Genomic DNA, 21,386 nt, shown 5'->3' on the forward strand with positions numbered 1-21,386 from the left:
CACCGGCCGCTGCACCTGCGCCGGCCGCCGCACCTGCTCCGGCCGCTGCCGCTGCTCCCGCGCCTGCCGCCGCTCCCGCGCCTGCCGCCGCTCCGGCCCCTGCGGCCGCACCCGCGCCGACGGCTGCCAGCACTGGCGCGCATGCGGCATCGTCGGGCTACGTCACCCCGATCGTGCGCAAGCTCGCGAACGAGCAGGGCGTCGACCTCGCGTCGGTCACCGGCACGGGCGTGGGCGGCCGCATCCGCAAGCAGGACATCCTGTCGGCCCAGGCTCCGGCCGCAGCCGAGGCGCCCGCGCGCCAGCAGCTCGAGACGTCGCCGCTCCGCGGCACGACCGTGCCGATGACGCGCCTGCGCAAGGTCGTCGCCGAGCGCGCCGTCGTCTCGATGACGTCCACCGCGCAGCTCACGAGCGTGGTCGAGGTCGACGTCACCCGCATCGCGCGCCTGCGCGACAAGGTGAAGGGCGCGTTCCTCGAGAAGACCGGCAACAAGCTGTCGTTCCTCCCGTTCTTCGCCCTCGCCGCCGCCGAGGCGCTGCGCGCCTACCCGATCATCAACTCGACGGTCGACGGCGACAGCATCGTCTACCCGGCCACCGAGAACATGAGCATCGCGGTCGACACCGAGCGCGGCCTGCTCACCCCGGTGATCCGCGACGCCGGTGAGCTCGACATCGCGGGCCTCGCCGCCCAGATCGCCGACCTCGCCGAGCGCACCCGCAACAACCAGCTCAAGCCCGACGAGCTCTCGGGCGGCACCTTCACCCTCACCAACACGGGGTCGCGCGGCGCGCTCTTCGACACTCCCGTCGTGTTCCTGCCGCAGTCGGCGATCCTCGGCACGGGTGTCGTCGTGAAGCGCCCGGTCGTCGTGAGCCAGGACGGCTCGGAGGCGATCGCGATCCGCTCGATGGTCTACCTTGCCCTGTCGTACGATCACCGCATCATCGACGGCGCCGACGCGGCCCGCTTCCTGACGGCCGTCAAGGCCCGCCTCGAGGAGGGCGCATTCGAGGGCGACCTCGGCCTCTAGTCGAACAGCTCACGCAGACGCCAACCGGCCTCGCTCCGCATCATGAGGAGCGAGGCCGGTTCGCGTTCGGCGTCGGCGTAGGGCACCTCGAGCAGCACGGCCGAACCCATGTCCGCGACCAGCATGATCGCACCGAGGTCGAACGGGTCGAGCGCACGATCACCGTCGGCCGCGAGCATCGCCGCACGGTCCGAGGCCGCGATCGGGGAGCCCGCCTGCGCCACCGCCCCGACGCAGTCGACGTCTCGGGCGGCCAGGCAGCTCCCCCGCACCTCCAGCAACTCCGCGGCAGCCCGGACGGGGTCGACGTCACCCACGACTGCGCTCGCATCGATGACCTCGGCGGGCCGATCGGCCGGGGCGGACGGCGCGACGGCCGCCGCATCGGCAACCGGCTCGGATTCCGCGACGGACGCGGTGCCGCCGCTCGGTGGAACGAGCGTCAGCAGCACCGCGAGCATCGCGGCCCCGACGCCTCCGGCGACGACGAGCTGCCGACGGCGTGACGACACGATCGCGGCCATGCGCCCGCGCAGCGCCCGGGTCGACAGTCCGTCGGCCGCGGCAGCAGCTTCGTCGACGAGATGGGCGGGCAGCTGAGCGAGCGATGCCATCTGCCGAAATCGAGTGGTGCTCGGCGCGCCAGTGACCATGCCGGCGGCGGGGTCGAGCAGCTCCGCGCGCCGGACGACGGCCGCCGCGGGCGACACGCGAGCCGGCACGGCCGGTGCGCGCCCGGGCGCTGCGACGCCGGAGATCGGTGCCGCCGGTGCGACCTCGAAGATCGCTCGCTCGAGCTGCTCGCCGCACGTCTCGAACGGACGACGGTCGAGTGAGGCGCGGATCACCCGCTCGCAGCCGGCCAACGCTCCGGCGGGGATCGTCGCGGCGGCGACGTCCTCGACGAGTCGGAGCAGTGCAGTCTCACCCTCCCGCAGGAGCGCGACACGACCCGGGCCGGCGGGAGCCTCGGTGAGCCGTCGGACCGAGCCGAGACCGATGACACGCGGACGGCCCCGCTCGTCGAGCAGGACGTCGGCCGCCGAGAGCCGGGCGTGCACGAATCCGCGGCGCTCGAGCTCGCGCAGGGCCTGCACGATCGGCGCGAGCAGGGTGACCGCCTCGCCGGCCAGGAACGTGCGCTCCCCCAGCAGCTGCGCGAGCGCCGGCCCGGGGATCCGCTCGACGGCGAGGCAGGTGCGGCCGTCGTCGAGGGCGGCGACGTCGACGAGCGAGGGCGTCGAGCCCGAGGCATCCGACGCCATCACCTCGATCTCGGTCGCGATGACCTCGTCGGACGCCGACGCGTCGTACACGCGGAGCGCGACGAGCGGCCGGGCGGCCGGCGGCGTGTCGGGCTCGGACCGCCCGAACGCGCCGCCCGGATCCACCGTCGCGAGGTACACGTCGGCCCGATCGCCGGACGCGATGCGTCGCAGCACGCGGTATCCGGCCACCGCTCCCTCGATCGGAGGGGACTCGTTCCGGGTCCAGCGGGACTGCGCGGACGACGGCGCCGCATGGTCGACGGGCGGGCGCGCGCTTCTCCGGCTCGAACGGCTCATGGTGCGATCCTCACGCCGACGCCGCGCCCGTCGCATCCGTCGCACTCGCCGGTGGAAGCGGCCCGAAGGCGGCCGGATGTCGAGGAGGAGTCGCCTAGACTTGGCCCATGCTCGACTTCGTCGTCGCGGGGCTAAGCGCCAACTCCGTGCCGTACAGCGAGGGACTCTCCCTGCAGCGCGCCGTCCATCAGGCGGTGGTCTCCGGTCAGCGGCCGGACACCGTCATCCTCCTCGAACACGATCCCGTGTACACCGCAGGCAAGCGCACGTCGCCCGACGAGAGGCCGACCGACGGCACTCCCGTCGTCGACGTCGATCGCGGCGGCAAGATCACGTGGCACGGTCCGGGCCAGCTCGTCGGCTACCCGATCCTGCGCCTGTCGGAGCCCATCGACGTCGTCGGCTACGTGCGGCGCCTCGAGGGGATCCTCATCGACGTGCTCGCCGAGTTCGGCATCGAGGGCAGCCGCGTCGACGGCCGCTCCGGAGTGTGGATCGTCGGCGACGGCCGCGACGAGAAGATCGCCGCGATCGGCATCCGCGTCGAAGGGGGCGTGACCATGCACGGCTTCGCCCTCAACTGCAGCAACTCCCTGGAGCCGTACGGGCGCATCGTCGCGTGCGGCATCCGGGACGCGGGCGTCACCACCATGTCGCGCGTGCTCGGCCGCACGGTCGAGCCGTCGGAGCTCGTCGAGCCCGTGCAGCGCCGCCTCACCGCCGAGCTGGCGGTGACGGCATGAGCGCCGCACCCGACGGGCGGCGGATGCTGCGCCTCGAGGTCCGCAACGCGCAGACCCCGATCGAGCGCAAGCCCGAGTGGATCAAGACCCGCGCGAAGATGGGCCCCGAGTACCGCCAGCTGCAGCAGCTCGTGAAGAGCGAGGAGCTCCACACCGTCTGCCAGGAGGCGGGCTGTCCGAACATCTACGAGTGCTGGGAGGACCGCGAGGCCACCTTCCTCATCGGCGGCTCGCAGTGCACGCGGCGCTGCGACTTCTGCCAGATCGACACGGGCAAGCCCGCCGACTACGACGTCGACGAGCCGAGGCGGGTCGCCGAGTCGGTCGTACGGATGCAGCTGCGATACTCCACCGTGACGGGCGTCGCGCGCGACGACCTCCCCGATGAGGGCGCCTGGCTGTACGCCGAGACGATCCGGGAGATCCACCGCCAGTCGCCCGGCACCGGCGTCGAGATCCTCGTGCCCGACTTCTCCGGGAACCCCGAGCTGCTCGCCGAGGTCTTCTCCGCGCGGCCCGAGGTGTTCGCGCACAACGTCGAGACGGTGCCGCGCATCTTCAAGCGGATCCGGCCTGCGTTCCGCTACGAGCGCTCGCTCGACGTCATCACGCAGGGCCGCGACGCGGGCCTCATCACGAAGTCGAACCTCATCCTCGGCATGGGCGAGGAGCGCGCCGAGGTCTCGCAGGCCCTGCAGGACCTGCACGACGCGGGGACCGACATCATCACGATCACGCAGTACCTCCGGCCCAGCCCCCGACACCTCCCGGTGGACCGCTGGGTGCGGCCCGAGGAGTTCGTGGAGCTCAAGGAGGAGGCGGAGCAGATCGGATTCCTCGGTGTGCTCGCGGGCCCGCTCGTGCGCTCCTCCTATCGTGCGGGGCGTCTCTGGGCGCAGTCGATGCACGCGAAGGGTCGCGCGCTCCCCGAGGAACTGTCCCACCTCGCCGACGCGTCCCTCGGGTTCGCGCAGGCGGTCGGCTGACGCCGGCGGGGACCCCGTCGCCGTCGGCGAACACGTCGGGACGGGGCCCCCACCGCCGCTATCCTTGACACCATGGCACGCACCAAGGACGCATCGTCCGCTCCGAAGGCTCCGAAGGAGCCCGGCCGCATGAAGCAGATGTGGCAGGTCTTCCAGATGACCCGCCGCTACGACTCGAGCGCGCAGTGGCTCATGCTGCTCGGCTTCCTCGGCCCGATCGTCCTCAGCCTCGTGCTGGCGCTCTGGCTCGGCGAGGGCAACGGCCTCATCATCGCCCTCTGGATCATCTCCGGCGTGCTCGCCGGCCTGCTCCTCGCCCTCGTCATCCTCGGCCGTCGCGCCGAGCGCGCCGCGTACTCGCAGATCGACGGCCAGCCCGGCGCGGTCGGCGCGGTGCTCCGCAGCGGCCTCCGCGGCGGATGGGTCGGCAACGAGATGCCCGTCGCCGTGAACGGCAAGACACAGGACGCCGTGTACCGCGCCGTCGGGCGCGGCGGCGTCGTGCTCATCAGCGAGGGCCCGCAGTCGCGCACGAAGCGCATGCTCGACGACGAGCAGCGCAAGGTCGCCCGCGTGCTCCCCAACGTGCCGATCACGCAGGTCTCGGTGGGTCACGAAGAGGGATCGGTGCAGCTCTACAAGCTCGCCGCCACGCTCCGCAAGACCAAGCGCTCGCTCACGAAGCCCGAGGTGCTCGCGGTCTCGAACCGCCTCAACTCCCTGCAGTCGTCGCTGCCGATCCCCAAGGGCATCGACCCGATGAAGGTGCGAGCGCAGCGCGGCAAGATGCGCTGACCACTCTCCTTCGGCGTCACGCACGCGGCATCCGTTCACCGAGCGGATGCCGCGCGGTCGTTCACCCGCGGATGAGCACCGTTCCCGCCACCTTGTCGTGGAACCCGCGCTGGTCGGAGTCCCACACGAGCGCCGGCAGCACGATCACGAGCAGGAGGGTGCGTACGATGGGGCGCCACGGACCGACCCAGCCGCCGCCGACCGGCACGACGCGCATGCCCAGCACCCGGTGTCCGATGCTGCCGCCGATCGTCGGGATGAAGAGGATCTGCATCACGGCGAACACGCCGAGGGTCGCCCATGACTGCGCCGTGCTGGCGTAGGGGCCGGCGAGCAGCGCGATGACGTTGGCGATCGCCCAGTCGACGGCGATGGCCGCGAGCCGTCTGCCGACGCGGCCTACGGAGCCCACGCCCTGCTCGGGAAGTCCGAGCCGCTCCCCCGGCCAGCGACTCGGTTCGATGGCTCCGGACGCGGGGGCAGCGGGGTCGGGCATTGATCGATTCTACCGATCGACGACGGCGTAACATGGCCGAAACATTCCGGTCACGGTCGGGAAACCGCCTCGGGCTAGCGTCAGTCACGGTCGAACGACTGCGATTCGCCCCCTACCCGCCTCTTGGAGCTGCTTCACATGTTCAGTGATTCATCCGAAGTCCTCAAGTTCATCAAGGAGACGGACGTCAAGTTCCTTGACATCCGCTTCACCGACCTCCCGGGCGTGCAGCAGCACTTCAACATCCCGGCGTCGACCGTCGACGAGGAGTTCTTCACCGTCGGCCAGCTCTTCGACGGCTCGTCGATTCGCGGCTTCGCGAACATCCACGAGTCCGACATGCAGCTCATCCCCGACGTGTCGACCGCGTACATCGACCCCTTCCGGGCCGAGCGCACGCTGATCATGGTGTTCGACATCTACAACCCGCGCAACGGCGAGATCTACGCCAAGGACCCGCGCCAGGTCGCCAAGAAGGCGGAGAAGTACCTTGCGTCGACGGGCATCGCCGACACGGCGTTCTTCGCTCCCGAGGCGGAGTTCTACATCTTCGACGACGTGCGCTACGAGGTGAAGCAGAACGCGAGCTTCTACTCGGTCGACTCGGAGGAGGGCGCGTGGAACTCGGGCCGCACCGAAGAGGGCGGCAACCTCGGCAACAAGACCCCGTACAAGGGCGGGTACTTCCCGGTCTCCCCCGTCGACAAGCAGGCCGACCTGCGCGACGACATCTCGCTCAAGCTCATCGAGGCGGGACTCATCCTCGAGCGCGCGCACCACGAGGTGGGCACGGGCGGACAGGCCGAGATCAACTACCGCTTCGACACCATGGTGCACGCGGCCGACGACATCCTGAAGTTCAAGTACATCGTCAAGAACACCGCCGACCAGTGGGGCAAGACCGCCACGTTCATGCCGAAGCCGCTCTTCGGCGACAACGGTTCGGGCATGCACACCCACCAGTCGCTCTGGAACGAGGGCAAGCCCCTGTTCTACGACGAGGCCGGCTACGGCGGCCTGTCCGACGTGGCTCGCTGGTACATCGGCGGCCTGCTCAAGCACGCGCCGGCGGTCCTCGCGTTCACCAACCCCACGGTGAACTCGTACCACCGCCTGGTGCCCGGCTTCGAGGCACCCGTCAACCTCGTGTACTCGGCCGGCAACCGCTCCGCGGCGATCCGCATCCCGATCACGGGCACCAACCCCAAGGCCAAGCGCATCGAGTTCCGCGCACCGGATGCCTCGGGCAACCCGTACCTCGCCTTCGCGGCGCAGCTCATGGCGGGCCTCGACGGCATCAAGAACCGCATCGAGCCGCACGAGCCCGTCGACAAGGACCTCTACGAGCTCCCGCCCGAGGAGGCCAAGTCGATCCCGCAGGTTCCCGGCACGCTCGACGCCGTGCTCGACGCGCTCGAGGCCGACCACGACTTCCTCCTCGAGGGCGGCGTGTTCACCCGCGAGCTGATCGAGACGTGGATCGACTACAAGCGCGAGAAGGAGATCAAGCCGCTCGCGCAGCGTCCGCACCCCTTCGAGTTCGAGCTGTACTACGGCGTCTGATCCCCGACAGACCCCCCAGGACGAGGGCCCGCATCGCGATCGCGATGCGGGCCCTCGTTCGTCGTGCGGCCGCCGCAGCTCGGTCGAGCATCGTCACCCGGGGCCGCGACCCGCGGCAGTCAACCGGTGGTGGGCTCGCGACGCGCCTCGAGGCCGTAGAACCCGCGGTCGAAAACGGCCCTCGCCCGGCGGGTCACCTGCAGGTAGTCGGTCTCGAGCCGAGTGGCGGAGCCGGGCGGGTACCCCATGATCCGGGCGACGCCTTCGAGCTGCGTGCGCTCCACCGGGAGCACGTCGGTCGTACGATCGAGCCAGAGCGTGAGCGCCGAGCGAGCCCGTGACGCGAACACCCAGGCCGTGCGGAGCGTGTCCGCGTCGGAGTCCTCGACGAGCCCGGCGACGACCGACTCGTGCAGCGCGTCGAGCGTCGACGTGGTGCGGAGCGCCGGGATGGTGGCCGCGTGCTCGAGCTGGATCAGCTGCACGAACCACTCCACATCGCTCAGTGATCCGCGGCCCAGCTTGAGGTGCCGCGTGGGATCGGCGCCCTGCGGCAGCCGCTCGTTCTCGACGCGCGCCTTGATGCGCTTCACCTCGCGGATGTCGGTCTCGGAGATCTGCGCGGGATAGCGCACGCTGTCGGCGAGCTCGGTGAAGTCGCGGATCAGCGGCTCGTCGCCCGCCACGCCGCGCGCTCGGAGCAGCGCCTGCGCCTCCCAGGTGAGCGACCAGCGGGCGTAGTACGCGCGGTATGCGTCGAGGGAGCGCGCCACGACGCCGTTGCGTCCCTCGGGGCGCAGGTCGGCGTCGAGCTCGAACGGCAGCCGCGCGTCCTCGCTGAGCCGCACGAGCTCGGCGACGATGCGCAGCGCCCGCGAGTGCGCGGCGTCGGGCGCGGCATCCGCCGGGCGGTAGACGTAGATGATGTCGGCGTCGGAGCTGATGCCGAGCTCCCGGCCGCCGAAGCGGCCCATGCCGATGACGGCGAACTCGATGCCATCGGGATCGTCGCCTCGGATCGCGTGCACGAGCGACGCGATGTGGTTCTCGGTGACGTCGCTCAGCCCATGGCCGAGCTCTTCGACCGTGCACACGTCGAGGATCGCGGAGAGCGCGAGCCGGAGCACTTCGCGCCGGCGCACGGCGCGCAGCACCTTCGCGGCGGCGTCGACCTCGGTGTGGCGGGCGAGGACGGCGCGCGTCTCGTCACGGAGCGACGCGAGCGACCGCGGCCGGAGCTCCTCGAGGTCCTCGAGCCAGGCGACCGCCTCGGGGATGCGCTCGAGCAGCTCGCCGACGAACCGGGAGCCCGACAGGACGCGCGTGAGCCGCCGCGCGGCATCCGACGAGTCGCGGAGGAGCCGGAGGTACCAGTGCGTCGTGCCGAGCGCGTCGCTGAGCCGGCGGAACGCGAGGAGGCCGTAGTCGGGGTCGGCGCCCTCGGCGAACCAGGAGATGAGCACCGGCATGAGGTGCCGTTGGATCGTGGCCCGACGGGAGACGCCCGCCGTGAGGGCGCCGATGTGCGCGAGCGCGCCCTTCGGGTCGCGGAAGCCGATCGCGGCGAGCCGGGCCTCGGCCTGGCTGCTCGTGAGCCCGAGCCCGCTCGCCGGCAGCGCCGCCACCGCCGACAGGAGCGGGCGGTAGAAGAGCCGTTCGTGCAGGCCGCGGACCCGCTGCCGCGTGGTCATCCACAGTGCCGACAGGTCGCCGGCGGTGCGGGCGAGTCCCGACGCGCGCGCGAGCACTCGCAAGCCGTCCTCGTCGCGCGGCATGAGGTGCGTGCGCCGCAGCCGGGCGAGCTGCAGGCGGTGCTCGAGCACCCGGAGGATGCGGTAGTCGCGCGAGAACTCGGCGGCCTCCTCGCGGCCCACGTACCCGTGCTCGGCCAGCGCCGCGAGGGCCGGCAGGGTGCCCGGCTGTCGGATCGCCTCGTCGCCCGCGCCGTGCACGAGCTGGAGCAGCTGCACGGTGAACTCGATGTCGCGCAGGCCGCCCGGTCCGAGCTTCAACTGCACGTCGATCTCGTCGGCGGGGATGTGCTCGGTGACGCGCTCGCGCATGCGCTGCACGGATTCCACGAAGCCGTCGCGGCTCGAGCTCGACCACACCTTGGGCGCGACCCCCGCCGCGTATCGTTCGCCGAGCTCGAGGTCGCCCGCGAGCGGGCGCGCCTTCAGCAGCGCCTGGAACTCCCAGCTCTTGGCCCACCGCTCGTAGTACTGCAGGTGGGAGTCGAGGGTGCGCACGAGTGCGCCGTCCTTGCCCTCGGGGCGGAGGTTCGGATCGACCTCCCAGAGCGGCGGCTCGATGCCCGGTTCGCTGATGACGCGCATCGTGACCATGGCGAGTCGCGTGGCGATGTCGAGGGCGCGCGGCGTCGACACCGCCTCCTCGTCGGCGGATGCCGCGACGAAGATCACGTCGACATCGCTGACGTAGTTGAGCTCCCGGGCGCCCGCCTTGCCCATGCCGATGACGGCCAGCCGGGTGGCGGCGACCTCGGCTGCCGGATACCGGCCCGGGCCCGCAGGTTCGCCCTCGCCGCGGGCGACGACGCGTCGCGCGACCGCGATCGCCGCGTCGAGCACGGCTCCGGCGAGATCGGCGAGTCCCGTCGCGACGGCGTCGACCACCTCGACCGCGTCGGCGGCGCCCAGGTCGTAGGCCGCGAGTTCGGCGAGCAGGCGCCGGTACCGCACGCGCACGGCCTGCGCCGCCGGCTCGACGAGCGCCGTGCCCGACCCGGGTACGGCCTCGGCCGCCGCCAGGAGTTCGGCGCGAGCCGCCTCCACCGCGCGCGGCGGCGCCGGATGCCGCTCGAGCACGTCGAGCTCGGCGGGATGCCGCGTGAAGAAGTCGGAGAGGCCACGGGACGCACCGACGACACGAGCGAGCCTCGTGGCGGCGTCGGGCACGGCGAGCAGCGCCGCGACGCGGTCGGGAGCGCGGTCGCGCAGGCGTTCGACGTCGGCGAGTGCCGCATCGGGATCGGCGGCGCGACCGAACGCCTCGAGCAGGGACTCCTGCTCGACGCCGGTCGCGTCACCCAGTCGCTCGAGTGCGGCAGCCGCCCGATCGAGGTCGAAGAACCCCGCGCGAGCGAGTCCGCCGAGGGTGGGCGCCTGCCGCGACATCCGCCTGGTCAGAGGATCTCGAGATTGCGCTGCAGCTCGAAGGGCGTGACCTGCGAGCGGTAGTCGCGCCACTCGGCACGCTTGTTGGCGAGCACGTAGTTGTAGACCTGCTCGCCGAGCGTCTCGGCGACGAGCTCGGACTCCTCCATGTACTCGATCGCGTGGTCGAGGCTCGCCGGCAGCGGGCTGTAGCCGAGCGCCCGTCGCTCGCTGTCGGTGAGGGCCCACACGTCGTCCTCCGCCTCGGGCGGTAGTTCGTAGCCCTCTTCGATGCCCTTCATACCCGCTGCGAGCAGCAACGAGAAGGCGAGGTACGGGTTGGCGGCGGAGTCGATCGCGCGGTACTCGACCCGCGCGCTCTGGCCCTTGTTGGGCTTGTAGAGCGGCACGCGCACGAGCGCGGAGCGGTTGTTGTGGCCCCAGCAGACGAAGCTCGGCGCCTCGTCGCCGCCCCACAGGCGCTTGTAGGAGTTCACGAACTGGTTCGTGACGGCGGAGATCTCGTTCGAGTGGCGCAGCAGGCCCGCGATGAACTGGCGGCCGATCTTGGAGAGCTGGTACTGGGCGCCGGGCTCGTAGAAGGCGTTCGCGTCGCCCTCGAAGAGCGAGAGATGGGTGTGCATGCCGGAACCCGGCTTGTCGGAGAAGGGCTTCGGCATGAACGTGGCGTACACGCCCTGCTCGATCGCCACCTCCTTGATGACCGTGCGGAAGGTCATGATGTTGTCGGCCGTCGTGAGCGCGTCGGCGTACCGCAGGTCGATCTCGTTCTGGCCGGGGCCCGCCTCGTGGTGGCTGAACTCCACCGAGATGCCGAGGTCTTCCAGCATGCGCACCGAGCGGCGGCGGAAGTCGTGCGCCGTGCCGCCCGGGACGTTGTCGAAGTAGCCGGCGGAGTCGACCGGGACCGGCCCCTCCTCGCCGTACTTCGACGACTTGAGCAGGTAGAACTCGATCTCGGGGTGCGTGTAGAACGTGAACCCGCGGTCGGCGGCGCGCGCGAGCGTGCGCTTCAGCACGTTGCGCGGGTCGGCCACGGCGGGCTCCCCGTCGGGCGTCGTGATGTCGCAGAACATGCGGCCGGTGGGGTCGATGTCTCCGCGCCAGGGCAGCGTCTGGAACGTGCTGGGGTCGGGATAGGCGAGCAGGTCGGACTCGTACGTGCGGCTGAGCCCCTCGATCGCCGAGCCGTCGAATCCGATGCCCTCGGTGAAGGCGCCTTCGACCTCGGCCGGGGCGATCGCCACGGACTTCAGGGTGCCGACGACGTCGGTGAACCAGAGCCTGACGAACTTGACCCCTCGCTCCTCGATCGTGCGAAGAACGAAGTCGCGCTGCTTATCCATCCACACCCTCTCTCGCTTCCCTCAGCGTACCGTTCCGCAGGGCCGTGGCGGGCCGACCCCCGCGCCCGTGTGCGAGACTGGCGGCATGTCCGAGCAGCCCGTCAACGCCGCCGCATCCGACGCCGAGGCCGGTGTCGTCGTGAACCCCTACGGCGGCGGATCCACGTCCGCCGGCGGCCCCAAGCGGGTCCGCACCCGACACTTCCAGAACGCGAAGCGCGAGGGCATCAAGATCACGGGCCTCACGAGCTACGACCAGCTCACCGCCCGCATCTTCGACGAGGCCGGCATCGACTTCCTGCTCGTCGGCGACTCGGCCGGCAACAACGTGCTCGGCTACGAGACCACCCTGCCGGTCACGGTCGACGACCTCATCCCCCTCACGCGCGCCGTCGCGGGCGCCGTGAAGCGCGCGTTCGTCGTGGCCGACATGCCGTTCGGCTCCTACGAGAACGGCCCCGAGCAGGCCCTCGAGACGGCCGTGCGCTTCATGAAGGAGACGGGCGCTCACGCCGTGAAGCTCGAGGGCGGCGAACGCAGCCAGAAGCAGATCCGGCGCATCGTCGCCGCCGGCATCCCCGTGATGGCGCACATCGGCTACACCCCGCAGAGCGAGCACGGCCTCGGCGGCCACATCATCCAGGGTCGTGGCGAGGGCATCAAGCAACTGCTCGCCGACGCCGAGGCGGTGCAGGAGGCGGGCGCGTTCGCGGTCGTCCTCGAGATGGTGCCCGCCGACGCGGCGCGCCAGGTCACCGAGCGGCTCGAGATCCCCACGATCAGCGTCGGCGCCGGCCCGCACACCGACGGCCAGCTCCTCGTCTGGACCGACTGGGCCGGGCTCACGATCGGCCGCATCCCCAAGTTCGTGAAGCAGTACGCGAACCTCGCCGGCATCCTGAGCGATGCGGCGGCGGCATGGCGGCAGGATGTCACGAACGGCGCCTACCCCACCGAGGAGCACTCGTACTGAGCGAGATTCCTGCGACCGAGCGAGTGCGCTGAGACCGCCGATCCGTCTGGTGCGGTCGCGGCCGGAGCGCTGCGGTTCAGTCCTCCGCGGCCTCCTCCTCGGCCCACTTCGCGCTGTTCGCGCGGAGGATCTCGAGCGCCTGCTCGGCCTCGGCGCGGGTCTCGAACGGACCCACGCGGTCGACGGCGGGCGACAGGAATCCCTGCTCGACCTCGCCGGTCTTCATGTTGTACCAGAACTGGTGCTCGACGTCCTCCGACATAGGGTGATCCTATGCCCAAGGATGCCGCCGGTCACCTGATTCCCGGCCGACTGTCGCCTGCCCGAGAGGTGCCCCCGTCGATCCCGCGCCCCGAGTACGTGGGCCGTCGCGAGCCCGCCCGCAACACGGGCGGCGACGTCTACTCGCCCGACGAGGTCGAGCGGATCCGGGCCGCCGGACGGATCGCGGCGGGCGCCATCGAGGCGGCCGCGGCCGCGATCCGACCCGGCGTCACGACCGACGAGCTCGACCGCATCGCGCACGAGTTCGTCGTCGCGCACGGCGCCTATCCCTCGACGCTCGGCTACCGGGGCTACCCGAAGTCCTCCTGCACCTCGGTGAACGAGGTCATCTGCCACGGGATCCCCGACGACACGGTGCTCGCCGACGGCGACCTCGTGAACATCGACGTCACCGCGTACCTCGACGGCGTCCACGGCGACCTCAACCACACGTTCCTCGTCGGCGAGGCGAGCGAGGAGGCGGCACTGCTCGTGGAGCGCACGCGCGAGGCGCTCGCCCGCGGCATCCGGGCCGTCGCACCCGGCCGCGAGGTCAACGTGATCGGCCGCGCGATCGAGGCGTACGCGAAGCGGTTCGGCTACGGCGTCGTGCGCGACTACACGGGCCACGGCGTCGGGCGGGCGTTCCACACCGGGCTCGTCATCCCGCACTACGACGCACCCCGGTTCGACACCGTGATGGAGCCCGGCATGGTCTTCACGATCGAGCCGATGCTGACGCTCGGCACCACCGAGTGGGACCTCTGGCCCGACGACTGGACCGTCGTGACCCGCGACCGCTCGCTCACGGCGCAGTTCGAGCACACCCTGGTCGTGACCGAGCGCGGCGCCGAGATCCTCACGCTGCCCTGACCAGGAGGCCGGCGAGCACCCGCGGCGTGCGGCGCCCGACCGGCCGCTCGCGATAGTGTGGCGCAATGGCGACTGACCACGCGATCGGCATCGACATCGGCGGCACGGGCATCAAGGGGGCGGTCGTCGACCTCGGCACCGGCGAGCTCGTCACCGAGCGATTCAAGGTGCGCACGCCGGCGGGCGGGCGCCCCGCCGACATCCTCGAGGCCACCCGCGAACTGCTCGACGACGTCGCCGAGCACGCGGGCGCCTCGCTCCCGCTCGGGGTCTGCTTCCCCGCGATCGTGCGGCACGGTCGCACGCTCTCCGCGGCCAACATCTCCGACGAGTGGATCGGCCTCGAGGCCGAGCGACTGTTCGAGCAGGAGCTCGGCCGCGAGATCCACTTCATCAACGACGCGGATGCCGCCGGCTACGCCGAGTCGCGATTCGGCGCGGCGCGCGGCGCGGACGGCCTCGTCATCCTGACCACCCTCGGCACGGGCATCGGATCGGCCATGATCTACGACGGCGTGCTGGTGCCGAACTCCGAGCTCGGACACCTCGAGATCGACGGCCACGACGCGGAGCGGCGCGCCGCCTACTCGGCGATGGAACGCGAGTCGTTGAGCTGGACGGAGTGGGGCGCGCGACTGCAGCGCTACTACTCCCACGTCGAGTTCCTCTTCTCCCCCGACCTGTTCGTCGTGGGCGGCGGCGTCTCGAAGTACCACGAGGAGTTCCTGCCGCTCCTCGACCTGGCGACGCCGATCGTCCCGGCATTCTTCCGCAACAACGCCGGCCTGCTCGGCGCGGCGGCGCTCGCGGCGCGGTAGCGGAACGGGAATCGCGCCTGCGGGCGGGGTGCGAACGGGCCGGCTGATACGCCGGGTTCTGTTGACCGGGCGCTTGCGCGACACCGGCTGGACGGCCATCTCTCTCGGGACTGCGTTGCCGCAGCCCTCCAGCGGCCTACCCGGGAACGGGACGGGCAGCCCCATCGTTCCCTGTCTGGCCTTGCTCCGGACGAGGTTTACCGAGCCGACCAGGTCGCCCTGGCCGCTGGTGGGCTCTTACCCCACCGTTTCACCCTTACCGCGGGCCGAGGCCCGTGGCGGTCTGCTTTCTGTGGCACTGTCTCGCGGGTTGCCCCGGGTGGGTGTTACCCACCGTCCTGCCCTGCGGAGCCCGGACGTTCCTCGGCATCCGTCACTGCGCCCGAAGACGCAGCCACCGGATGACGCGGCCGTCTTGCCGACCCGCTCGCTCAGCCAGATTACAGCCCGAAGCTGGATCGCAGGTCCATCGCCCGGTTCGCGAGGGCATCGGCTCGGGCGTTGTCGGCCCGCGGGACCCACTCGAACGTGACGTGGCGGTGGCCGATGAGCTCACGCACCTGGCGGGCGAGGTGCTGCAGGTCGGGGTGCTTGATCTTCCAACGCCCCGACATCTGCTCGACGAGGAGCTGCGAGTCGAGGCGCACGTGCACGGCCGCCCCGGGGTCGAGGTGGTACGCGCGGCGCAGCCCCTCGAGCATGCCGTGGTACTCGGCGACGTTGTTCGTGGCGACGCCGACGTAGACGCCCAGCTCGGCGAGCACCTCGCCGGTCTCGCCGTCGATCACGAGCGCGCCGCCTGCGGCGATGCCCGGATTGCCGCGGGATCCCCCGTCGGCTTCGACGATGAGGGAGCGTGTCATGGGGTCAAAGGCCGGACTCGTCGGTGCGCACGAGGATGCGGTCGCACTCGGGGCACTGGAGCACGGCGTCGGGCGCCGCGGAGCGCACGGCGGCGAGGTCGGCGCCTGTGAGGGTGATGGTGCAGCCGCTGCACGTGCGCTGGCGCAGCAGGGCCGCTCCGACCCCGCCGCCGCGCACGCGGCGCTGGTCGTAGAAGGCGACGAGCTCGGGCGGGAGCCCGCCTGCGACGACCGCGCGGTCGCGCTCGGCGTGGTCGCGCTCGGTGGCCAGGCCGGCCGCGGCCTCGTCACGATCGGCCTCGAGCCGGGTCACGTCGACGGCGATGGCCGCGCGCTCCACATCGATGGCGGCGACGACGCCTTCGGCCGACTCGACCTTCTCCATGACGGCGAGCTCCTGGTCCTCGAGGTCGGAGAGCCGGCGACGCAGCGACACGAGCTCCGACTCGAGGGCGGCGACGTCCTTCGTGGAGGACGTGTGCTGCAGCCGGTCGCCGTCGCGGGCGATGCGCGCCTCCACGACGGCGACGTCGGACTCGATGCGGCCGAGCTCGGCGCGGGCGTCCTCGAGCGCACCCACCGCCTCCGCACGGGTGCGCCGCACGGCCTCGTCGCGACCCGCGAGCTCGGCGAGCGGCGCCGCCTGCGGCATGCTGCCGAGTCGGTGCGCCAGCTGCTGCAGGCGGGTGTCGATCGACTGGAGGCGAAGCAGCTCCTGCTGCTCGGCGGGGCTGGCCTTCACGTGGTGCTCCTCGGGTGGTTCGGTTCGGGACGGGTCATTGCACGACCTGGAAGTCCCAGGGGTCGGTGCGGAGGTCGCTCACGACGACCTCGAGTTCGGGGTGCGCCGCCCGCAGCTCCGCCGCGGCGGCGTCGAGCCACAGCCACTCGCTCGCCCAGTGCGACACGTCGATGAGCGCGGGCCCGCCGCCGTGCGCGGCCTGCTCGCGCGCCTCGGATGCCGGGTGGTGGCGCAGGTCGGCGGTGATGAAGACGTCGGCGGCGCGCACGGCGGGATCGGCCAGGAGCGAATCGCCGGCGCCCCCGCACAGCGCGACGGTGCGCACCGGGTCGTCGTAGCCGCCGGCGACGCGGACGCCCGTGGCGGTCGGCGGCAGCAGGTCGGCGAGCTGCCGGGCGAGCCGGCCGAGGGTGGTGGGCTCGGCGAGGGCGCCGACGCGACCGAGGCCGCGCGCGGCATCCGTCGCACTCGGCACGATGGGTCGCGCGTCGACGAGCCCCAGCCGATCGGCGAGCACCGCGGAGGTGCCCGTCTCGACGACGTCGGCGTTCGTGTGCGCGGCGACGAGCGCGCAGTCGGCGCGGATGAGCCGGGCCAGCAGCGCGCCCTTGTAGCGGTCCTCGGCGATGCTCGTGACCCCGCGCAGCAGCAGCGGATGGTGCGCGACGAGCAGGTCGGCGCCCGAGTCGACGGCTTCGTCGACCGTGGCCGCGACCGCGTCGACGGCGAGCAGCACGCGGGCGACGGATGCGACGGGGTCGCCGGTGACGAGCCCCGGCGCGTCCCACGGCTCGGCTCCCCCGAGCGGCCACAGTCGATCGACCGTCGTCAGGATGTCGCGGAGTTCGGCGGGCACCCGCCCAGCCTAGCGTCGGGCGCACGCCACGGCGCCGGTGTGGTGGGCCCTGCCGGGCTCGAACCGACGACATCCACGGTGTAAGCGTGGCGCTCTACCAACTGAGCTAAAGGCCCCCGCGCCGACGGCGCAGGTCCATGGTATCCGAGCCGCTCGCGCCGCAGCCGCGCGCGCCGCGGAGTCGCCGCCCGCCCGGATGCCTAGACTCTCGCGCATGGAGCCGATGCAGCAGCATCCGAGCCGCAGCGCCCCCTCGGAGCACCGCTGGCCCGTCGTCATCGCCTTGCTCGTCACGCTCGGTCTGTACGCCGCGCTGCCCAGCGCGTTCCTCGGCGTGGAGCGCTTCGCCGTCGTCGTCATCGGCCTGGCGCTGCTCGTCCCCCTCGTGATCGTCAACCCGCACCGCCTCACCCGCCAGTCGCCCTGGTCGCGTGCCCTCGCGGTGACGCTGGCGGTCGGTCTCGTCGCCGCCAACCAGCTCACGCTCGTACTGCTGATCGTGCAGCTGCTGAACGCCCACTCCCAGGACGCCCCCGGGCTGCTGCGCGCCGCCCTGCAGGTGTGGGTGGCCAACGTCATCGGGTTCGCCGCCCTCTACTGGGAGCTCGACCGCGGTGGTCCGGTGCTGCGCACCATGGCGGCCCGCGATGAGCTGCCGCCCGCCGACTTCCGCTTCCCGCAGGACGAGGACGACGACGCCGTCGCGGAGGTGGCGGCCCGCTCGTCGGTCGTGCGCGACTGGACGCCGCGGTTCGTCGACTACCTGTACTCGTCGCTGTCGAACTCGATGGCGTTCAGCGCCACCGACGCGATGCCGCTCTCGCCGCGGTTCAAGCTGCTCATGGGCCTGCAGGCGTTCGGCTGCTTCCTGATCCTCGCGCTCGTGATCGCGCGGTCGGTGAACATACTCGGCTGATTCGCCCCGCTGACGCCGGCACCGCCGCGTGCTGCGGCGCGCGGATGCCGCGGAGCCGGGCTCAGAGCGTCGCGAGCGCGTCGCGGTACGCCGACAGGGGCCGGGCCTCCCCCGGGCCGGTGGCGAAGTGCGAGCGGATGACGCCGGCGCGGTCGATCGCGAACGTCGACCGGGTGGCGAAGCCCGAGTCCGCCGAGAACGCGCCGTAGGCGTCGGCCACGGCGCCGTGCGGCCAGAAGTCGGAGAGCAGGCGGAACCCGTAGCCCTCCGCCTCGGCCCACGCGCGGAGGGCGTACTTCGAGTCGACGGAAGCGATCAGCAGCGCGGCATCCGCTCGATCGAAGAGCGCGGCGTGATCGCGCAGCTCCCCGAGCTCGCCCGTGCACGTGCGCGAGAAGGCGAACGGCACGAAGACGAGCACCACCGGACGCACGCCCCGGAACCCCGAGAGCCGCACCGGCGCGCCCCACTGGTCGGGCAGTTCGAAGTCGGGGGCGGCTGTGCCGAGTGCCGGGATCACGCGTTCCTCCTCCATGCCCGCGGGCGTTCGCGCGGGCCAGCCTAGTGCCGTCACACCGGGCATAGAATCACTAGGATGGCGTGGTGCCCGCGACCGCAACCCGGTCGTTTCGTCGTGCGCACGCACAGAACGCAGGCACGATCTGCTGAAGAGAGAGGTCGAGTGTGACTGTCAACGACCAGGACCCCTATTCGGTCGAGGCGATGGACGCCGATCCCGAGGAGACGAGCGAGTGGGCCGAGTCCCTCGACGCCCTCGTGGCCGAGAAGGGGCACCAGCGCGGGCGTGAGATCATGCTCAGCCTGCTCAAGCGCTCCAAGGAGCTGCACCTCGGCGTGCCGATGGTGCCCACCACGGACTACCTGAACACGATCGCCCCCGAGAACGAACCCGACTTCCCCGGCGACGAGGACATCGAGCGTCGCTACCGCGCCTGGATCCGGTGGAACGCGGCCATGCTCGTGCACCGCGCGCAGCGCCCCGGGATCGCCGTGGGCGGCCACATCTCGACGTACGCGTCATCCGCCGCCCTCTACGAGGTCGGCTTCAACCACTTCTTCCGCGGCCAGGACCACCCCGGCGGCGGCGACCAGATCTTCATCCAGGGCCACGCCTCCCCCGGCACGTACGCCCGCGCATTCCTCGAGGGCCGGCTCACCACCGACCAGCTCGACGGATTCCGCCAGGAGAAGTCGCACGCGCCGAACGGCCTCCCGTCGTACCCGCACCCGCGGCTCATGCCCAACTTCTGGCAGTTCCCGACGGTGTCGATGGGCCTCGGTCCGATCAACGCGATCTACCAGGCGCAGCTCAACAAGTACCTCACCAACCGCGGCATCAAGGACGCCTCCGACCAGCACGTCTGGGCCTACCTCGGCGACGGCGAGATGGACGAGGTCGAGAGCCGCGGCCAGCTCCAGGTGGCGGCGAACGAGGGCCTCGACAACCTCACGTTCGTGATCAACTGCAACCTGCAGCGCCTCGACGGACCGGTGCGCGGCAACGGCAAGATCATCCAGGAGCTCGAGAGCTTCTTCCGCGGCGCCGGCTGGAACGTCATCAAGGTCGTCTGGGGCCGGGAGTGGGACGACCTGCTCGCGCGCGACCATGACGGCGCACTCCGCAACCTCATGAACGTCACGCCCGACGGCGACTACCAGACCTACAAGGCGGAGTCCGGCGCCTACGTGCGCGAGAACTTCTTCGGCCGCGACCCGCGCGCCCTCGAGCTCGTGAAGGACCTCACCGACGACCAGGTGTGGGGCCTCAAGCGCGGCGGCCACGACTACCGCAAGGTGTACGCGGCGTTCAAGGCGGCCACCGAGCACAAGGGCCAGCCGACCGTCATCCTCGCGAAGACCATCAAGGGCTACGGCCTCGGTCCCTCCTTCGAGGGTCGCAACGCGACCCACCAGATGAAGAAGATGACCCTCGAGAACCTCAAGACGTTCCGAGACACGATGCGGGTCCCCATCACCGACGCGCAGCTCGAGGAGAACCCCTACCTCCCGCCGTACTACCACCCCGGCAACGACGACGAGGCCATCCAGTACCTGCACGAGCGCCGTCGCGAGCTCGGCGGCTACCTGCCCGAGCGTCGCACGAAGCACACGGCGATCTCGCTGCCCGACGACTCGGCGTACGCGATCTCGAAGAAGGGCTCCGGCACGCAGGAGGTCGCGACGACCATGGCGTTCGTGCGCCTGCTGAAGGACCTCATGCGGGCGAAGGACTTCGGCAACCGCATCGTGCCGATCATCCCCGACGAGGCGCGCACGTTCGGCATGGACGCGTTCTTCCCGAACGCGAAGATCTACAACCCGCGCGGCCAGCACTACACCTCGGTCGACCGCGAGCTGCTCCTCGCCTACAAGGAGAGCCCGCAGGGGCAGATCATCCACGTCGGCATCAACGAGGCCGGCGCGCTCGCCGCGTTCACCAACGTGGGCACCTCGTACGCGACGCAGGGCGAGCCGCTCATCCCGATCTACGTCTTCTACTCGATGTTCGGCTTCCAGCGCACCGGTGACGCGATCTGGGCGGCCGGCGACCAGATGACGCGCGGCTTCATGATCGGCGCGACCGCCGGTCGCACGACGCTCACCGGCGAGGGCCTCCAGCACGCCGACGGGCACTCGCCGCTGCTCGCGGCCACCAACACCGCGGTGGTCTCGTACGACCCGGCGTACGGGTACGAGATCGGCCACATCGTGCGCTCGGGCCTCGACCGCATGTACGGCGGCAACCACCCCGACCCGAACGTCATGTACTACATCACCGTCTACAACGAGCCGATGGTGCAGCCGGCCGAACCCGAGGGCGTCGACGTCGAGGGCATCAACCGCGGCATCCACCGCATCTCGGAGTCGCAGGTCGCGGGGCCGAAGGCCCAGCTGCTCGCGTCGGGTGTGGCCGTGCCGTGGGCGCTCGAGGCGCAGCAGCTCCTCGCCGACGACTGGGGCGTGTCCGCCGACGTCTGGTCGGTGACGAGCTGGACCGAGCTCAACCGCGACGGCCTCGCGGTCGACGAGTACAACTACCTCAACCCCAACGCCGAGCGCCGCGTGCCGTACCTCACGCAGAAGCTCTCGGCAGCGCGAGGGCCGTTCGTCGCGGTGTCCGACTACATGCGGGCCGTGCCCGAGCAGATCCGGCCGTACGTTCCGGGCCAGTACGCGACGCTGGGCGGCGACGGGTTCGGGTTCTCCGACACCCGCGCGGCCGCGCGGCGCTACTTCAAGATCGACGGCCCGTCGATGGTCGTGCGCGCGCTGCAGCTGCTCGCCGACCGCGGCGAGGTCGACCGCTCGCTCCCCGCGAGCGCGATCGAGAAGTACCGGCTCCACGACGTGAACGCCGGCACCACCGGATCGGCCGGCGGCGAGAGCTAGCA

The 21,386-nt window shown here is 71.3% G+C and carries 19 protein-coding genes, 1 tRNA gene and 1 other RNA gene; 10 read left to right on the plus strand and 11 right to left on the minus strand.

Annotated features, from left to right (window positions below):
- The coding region (gene sucB / locus EDM22_RS05530) for a 2-oxoglutarate dehydrogenase, E2 component, dihydrolipoamide succinyltransferase (protein WP_122936187.1) at positions 1-1,037 on the plus strand (1,037 nt) is incomplete at its 5' end.
- Here the strand turns inward: sucB and EDM22_RS05535 are convergent.
- Positions 1,034-2,494, minus strand: a complete 1,461-nt coding sequence (locus EDM22_RS05535; protein ID WP_122936075.1) for a serine/threonine-protein kinase — start codon at positions 2,492-2,494, stop codon at positions 1,034-1,036. The two genes, sucB and EDM22_RS05535, sit on opposite strands and share 4 nt — an antisense overlap.
- Before the next feature lie 215 nt (positions 2,495-2,709).
- On the opposite strand from EDM22_RS05535, the gene lipB reads away from it, so the two are divergent.
- The 3 genes from lipB (at position 2,710) to EDM22_RS05550 (ending at position 5,126) form a co-directional block, all read left to right on the plus strand.
- Positions 2,710-3,345, plus strand: a complete 636-nt coding sequence (lipB, locus tag EDM22_RS05540; RefSeq protein ID WP_122936076.1) for a lipoyl(octanoyl) transferase LipB — start codon at positions 2,710-2,712, stop codon at positions 3,343-3,345.
- Complete coding sequence (gene lipA, locus EDM22_RS05545) at positions 3,342-4,331, plus strand: lipoyl synthase (protein WP_122936077.1); 990 nt, start codon at positions 3,342-3,344, stop codon at positions 4,329-4,331. The genes lipB and lipA overlap by 4 nt, the downstream gene beginning before the upstream one ends.
- A 72-nt stretch (positions 4,332-4,403) precedes the next feature.
- Entirely contained in the window at positions 4,404-5,126 is a 723-nt protein-coding gene (locus EDM22_RS05550; RefSeq protein WP_122936078.1) for a DUF4191 domain-containing protein, read from the plus strand.
- Positions 5,127-5,187: 61 nt separating this feature from the next.
- Here EDM22_RS05550 and EDM22_RS05555 read toward each other — a convergent pair whose 3' ends face one another.
- On the minus strand, positions 5,188-5,622 hold the full coding sequence (locus EDM22_RS05555; RefSeq protein ID WP_122936079.1) for an RDD family protein: 435 nt from the start codon (positions 5,620-5,622) through the stop codon (positions 5,188-5,190).
- Between the two features lie 138 nt (positions 5,623-5,760).
- On the opposite strand from EDM22_RS05555, the gene glnA reads away from it, so the two are divergent.
- Complete coding sequence (gene glnA / locus EDM22_RS05560; protein ID WP_122936080.1) at positions 5,761-7,185, plus strand: type I glutamate--ammonia ligase; 1,425 nt, start codon at positions 5,761-5,763, stop codon at positions 7,183-7,185.
- A 119-nt stretch (positions 7,186-7,304) separates the two neighbouring features.
- Here glnA and EDM22_RS05565 read toward each other — a convergent pair whose 3' ends face one another.
- A complete protein-coding gene (locus tag EDM22_RS05565; protein ID WP_122936081.1) occupies positions 7,305-10,322 on the minus strand; it encodes a bifunctional [glutamine synthetase] adenylyltransferase/[glutamine synthetase]-adenylyl-L-tyrosine phosphorylase in 3,018 nt (1,005 codons plus the stop codon).
- 8 nt (positions 10,323-10,330) lie between these two features.
- A complete protein-coding gene (locus EDM22_RS05570) occupies positions 10,331-11,668 on the minus strand; it encodes a glutamine synthetase family protein (RefSeq protein ID WP_122936082.1) in 1,338 nt (445 codons plus the stop codon).
- 85 nt (positions 11,669-11,753) lie between these two features.
- Here EDM22_RS05570 and panB point away from each other — a divergent pair, with 85 nt between their 5' ends.
- Positions 11,754-12,641, plus strand: a complete 888-nt coding sequence (gene panB / locus EDM22_RS05575) for a 3-methyl-2-oxobutanoate hydroxymethyltransferase (RefSeq protein WP_122936083.1) — start codon at positions 11,754-11,756, stop codon at positions 12,639-12,641.
- A 76-nt stretch (positions 12,642-12,717) separates the two neighbouring features.
- Here the strand turns inward: panB and EDM22_RS05580 are convergent, their stop codons facing one another.
- Entirely contained in the window at positions 12,718-12,903 is a 186-nt protein-coding gene (locus tag EDM22_RS05580) for an SPOR domain-containing protein (RefSeq protein WP_122936084.1), read from the minus strand.
- A gap of 11 nt (positions 12,904-12,914) precedes the next feature.
- Between EDM22_RS05580 and map the strand changes: the two genes are divergently transcribed.
- Positions 12,915-13,778: a type I methionyl aminopeptidase gene (gene map, locus EDM22_RS05585; RefSeq protein WP_122936085.1), complete on the plus strand. Its 864-nt coding sequence runs from the start codon at positions 12,915-12,917 to the stop codon at positions 13,776-13,778.
- Between the two features lie 65 nt (positions 13,779-13,843).
- Complete coding sequence (ppgK, locus tag EDM22_RS05590) at positions 13,844-14,596, plus strand: polyphosphate--glucose phosphotransferase (protein ID WP_122936086.1); 753 nt, start codon at positions 13,844-13,846, stop codon at positions 14,594-14,596.
- 31 nt (positions 14,597-14,627) lie between these two features.
- Here the strand turns inward: ppgK and rnpB are convergent.
- The 5 genes from rnpB to EDM22_RS05615 all read right to left on the minus strand — a co-directional run bounded on the left by rnpB (position 14,628) and on the right by EDM22_RS05615 (position 17,173).
- Positions 14,628-15,022: RNase P RNA component class A (gene rnpB / locus EDM22_RS05595), an RNA gene on the minus strand.
- Positions 15,023-15,036: 14 nt separating this feature from the next.
- Positions 15,037-15,459, minus strand: coding sequence for a reverse transcriptase-like protein (locus tag EDM22_RS05600; RefSeq protein ID WP_122936087.1), 423 nt, complete (start codon positions 15,457-15,459; stop codon positions 15,037-15,039).
- A gap of 4 nt (positions 15,460-15,463) precedes the next feature.
- Positions 15,464-16,201 carry a zinc ribbon domain-containing protein gene (locus tag EDM22_RS05605; RefSeq protein WP_122936088.1) on the minus strand — a complete coding sequence of 246 codons (738 nt, stop codon included), beginning with the start codon at positions 16,199-16,201 and terminating at the stop codon, positions 15,464-15,466.
- Positions 16,202-16,235: 34 nt separating this feature from the next.
- Entirely contained in the window at positions 16,236-17,057 is an 822-nt protein-coding gene (locus tag EDM22_RS05610) for a Nif3-like dinuclear metal center hexameric protein (protein WP_122936089.1), read from the minus strand.
- Between the two features lie 40 nt (positions 17,058-17,097).
- Positions 17,098-17,173 (minus strand) — tRNA-Val (locus EDM22_RS05615).
- Between the two features lie 98 nt (positions 17,174-17,271).
- Between EDM22_RS05615 and EDM22_RS05620 the strand changes: the two genes are divergently transcribed.
- Complete coding sequence (locus EDM22_RS05620; protein WP_122936090.1) at positions 17,272-17,973, plus strand: hypothetical protein; 702 nt, start codon at positions 17,272-17,274, stop codon at positions 17,971-17,973.
- Between the two features lie 61 nt (positions 17,974-18,034).
- Here EDM22_RS05620 and EDM22_RS05625 read toward each other — a convergent pair whose 3' ends face one another.
- On the minus strand, positions 18,035-18,508 hold the full coding sequence (locus EDM22_RS05625) for a peroxiredoxin (RefSeq protein WP_122936091.1): 474 nt from the start codon (positions 18,506-18,508) through the stop codon (positions 18,035-18,037).
- Positions 18,509-18,657: 149 nt separating this feature from the next.
- Here EDM22_RS05625 and aceE point away from each other — a divergent pair, with 149 nt between their 5' ends.
- Positions 18,658-21,384: a pyruvate dehydrogenase (acetyl-transferring), homodimeric type gene (gene aceE, locus EDM22_RS05630; protein ID WP_122936092.1), complete on the plus strand. Its 2,727-nt coding sequence runs from the start codon at positions 18,658-18,660 to the stop codon at positions 21,382-21,384.
- Positions 21,385-21,386: the final 2 nt, after the last annotated feature.

This window comes from Agromyces tardus (genome assembly GCF_003710805.1).
Lineage (GTDB): Bacteria > Actinomycetota > Actinomycetes > Actinomycetales > Microbacteriaceae > Agromyces > Agromyces tardus.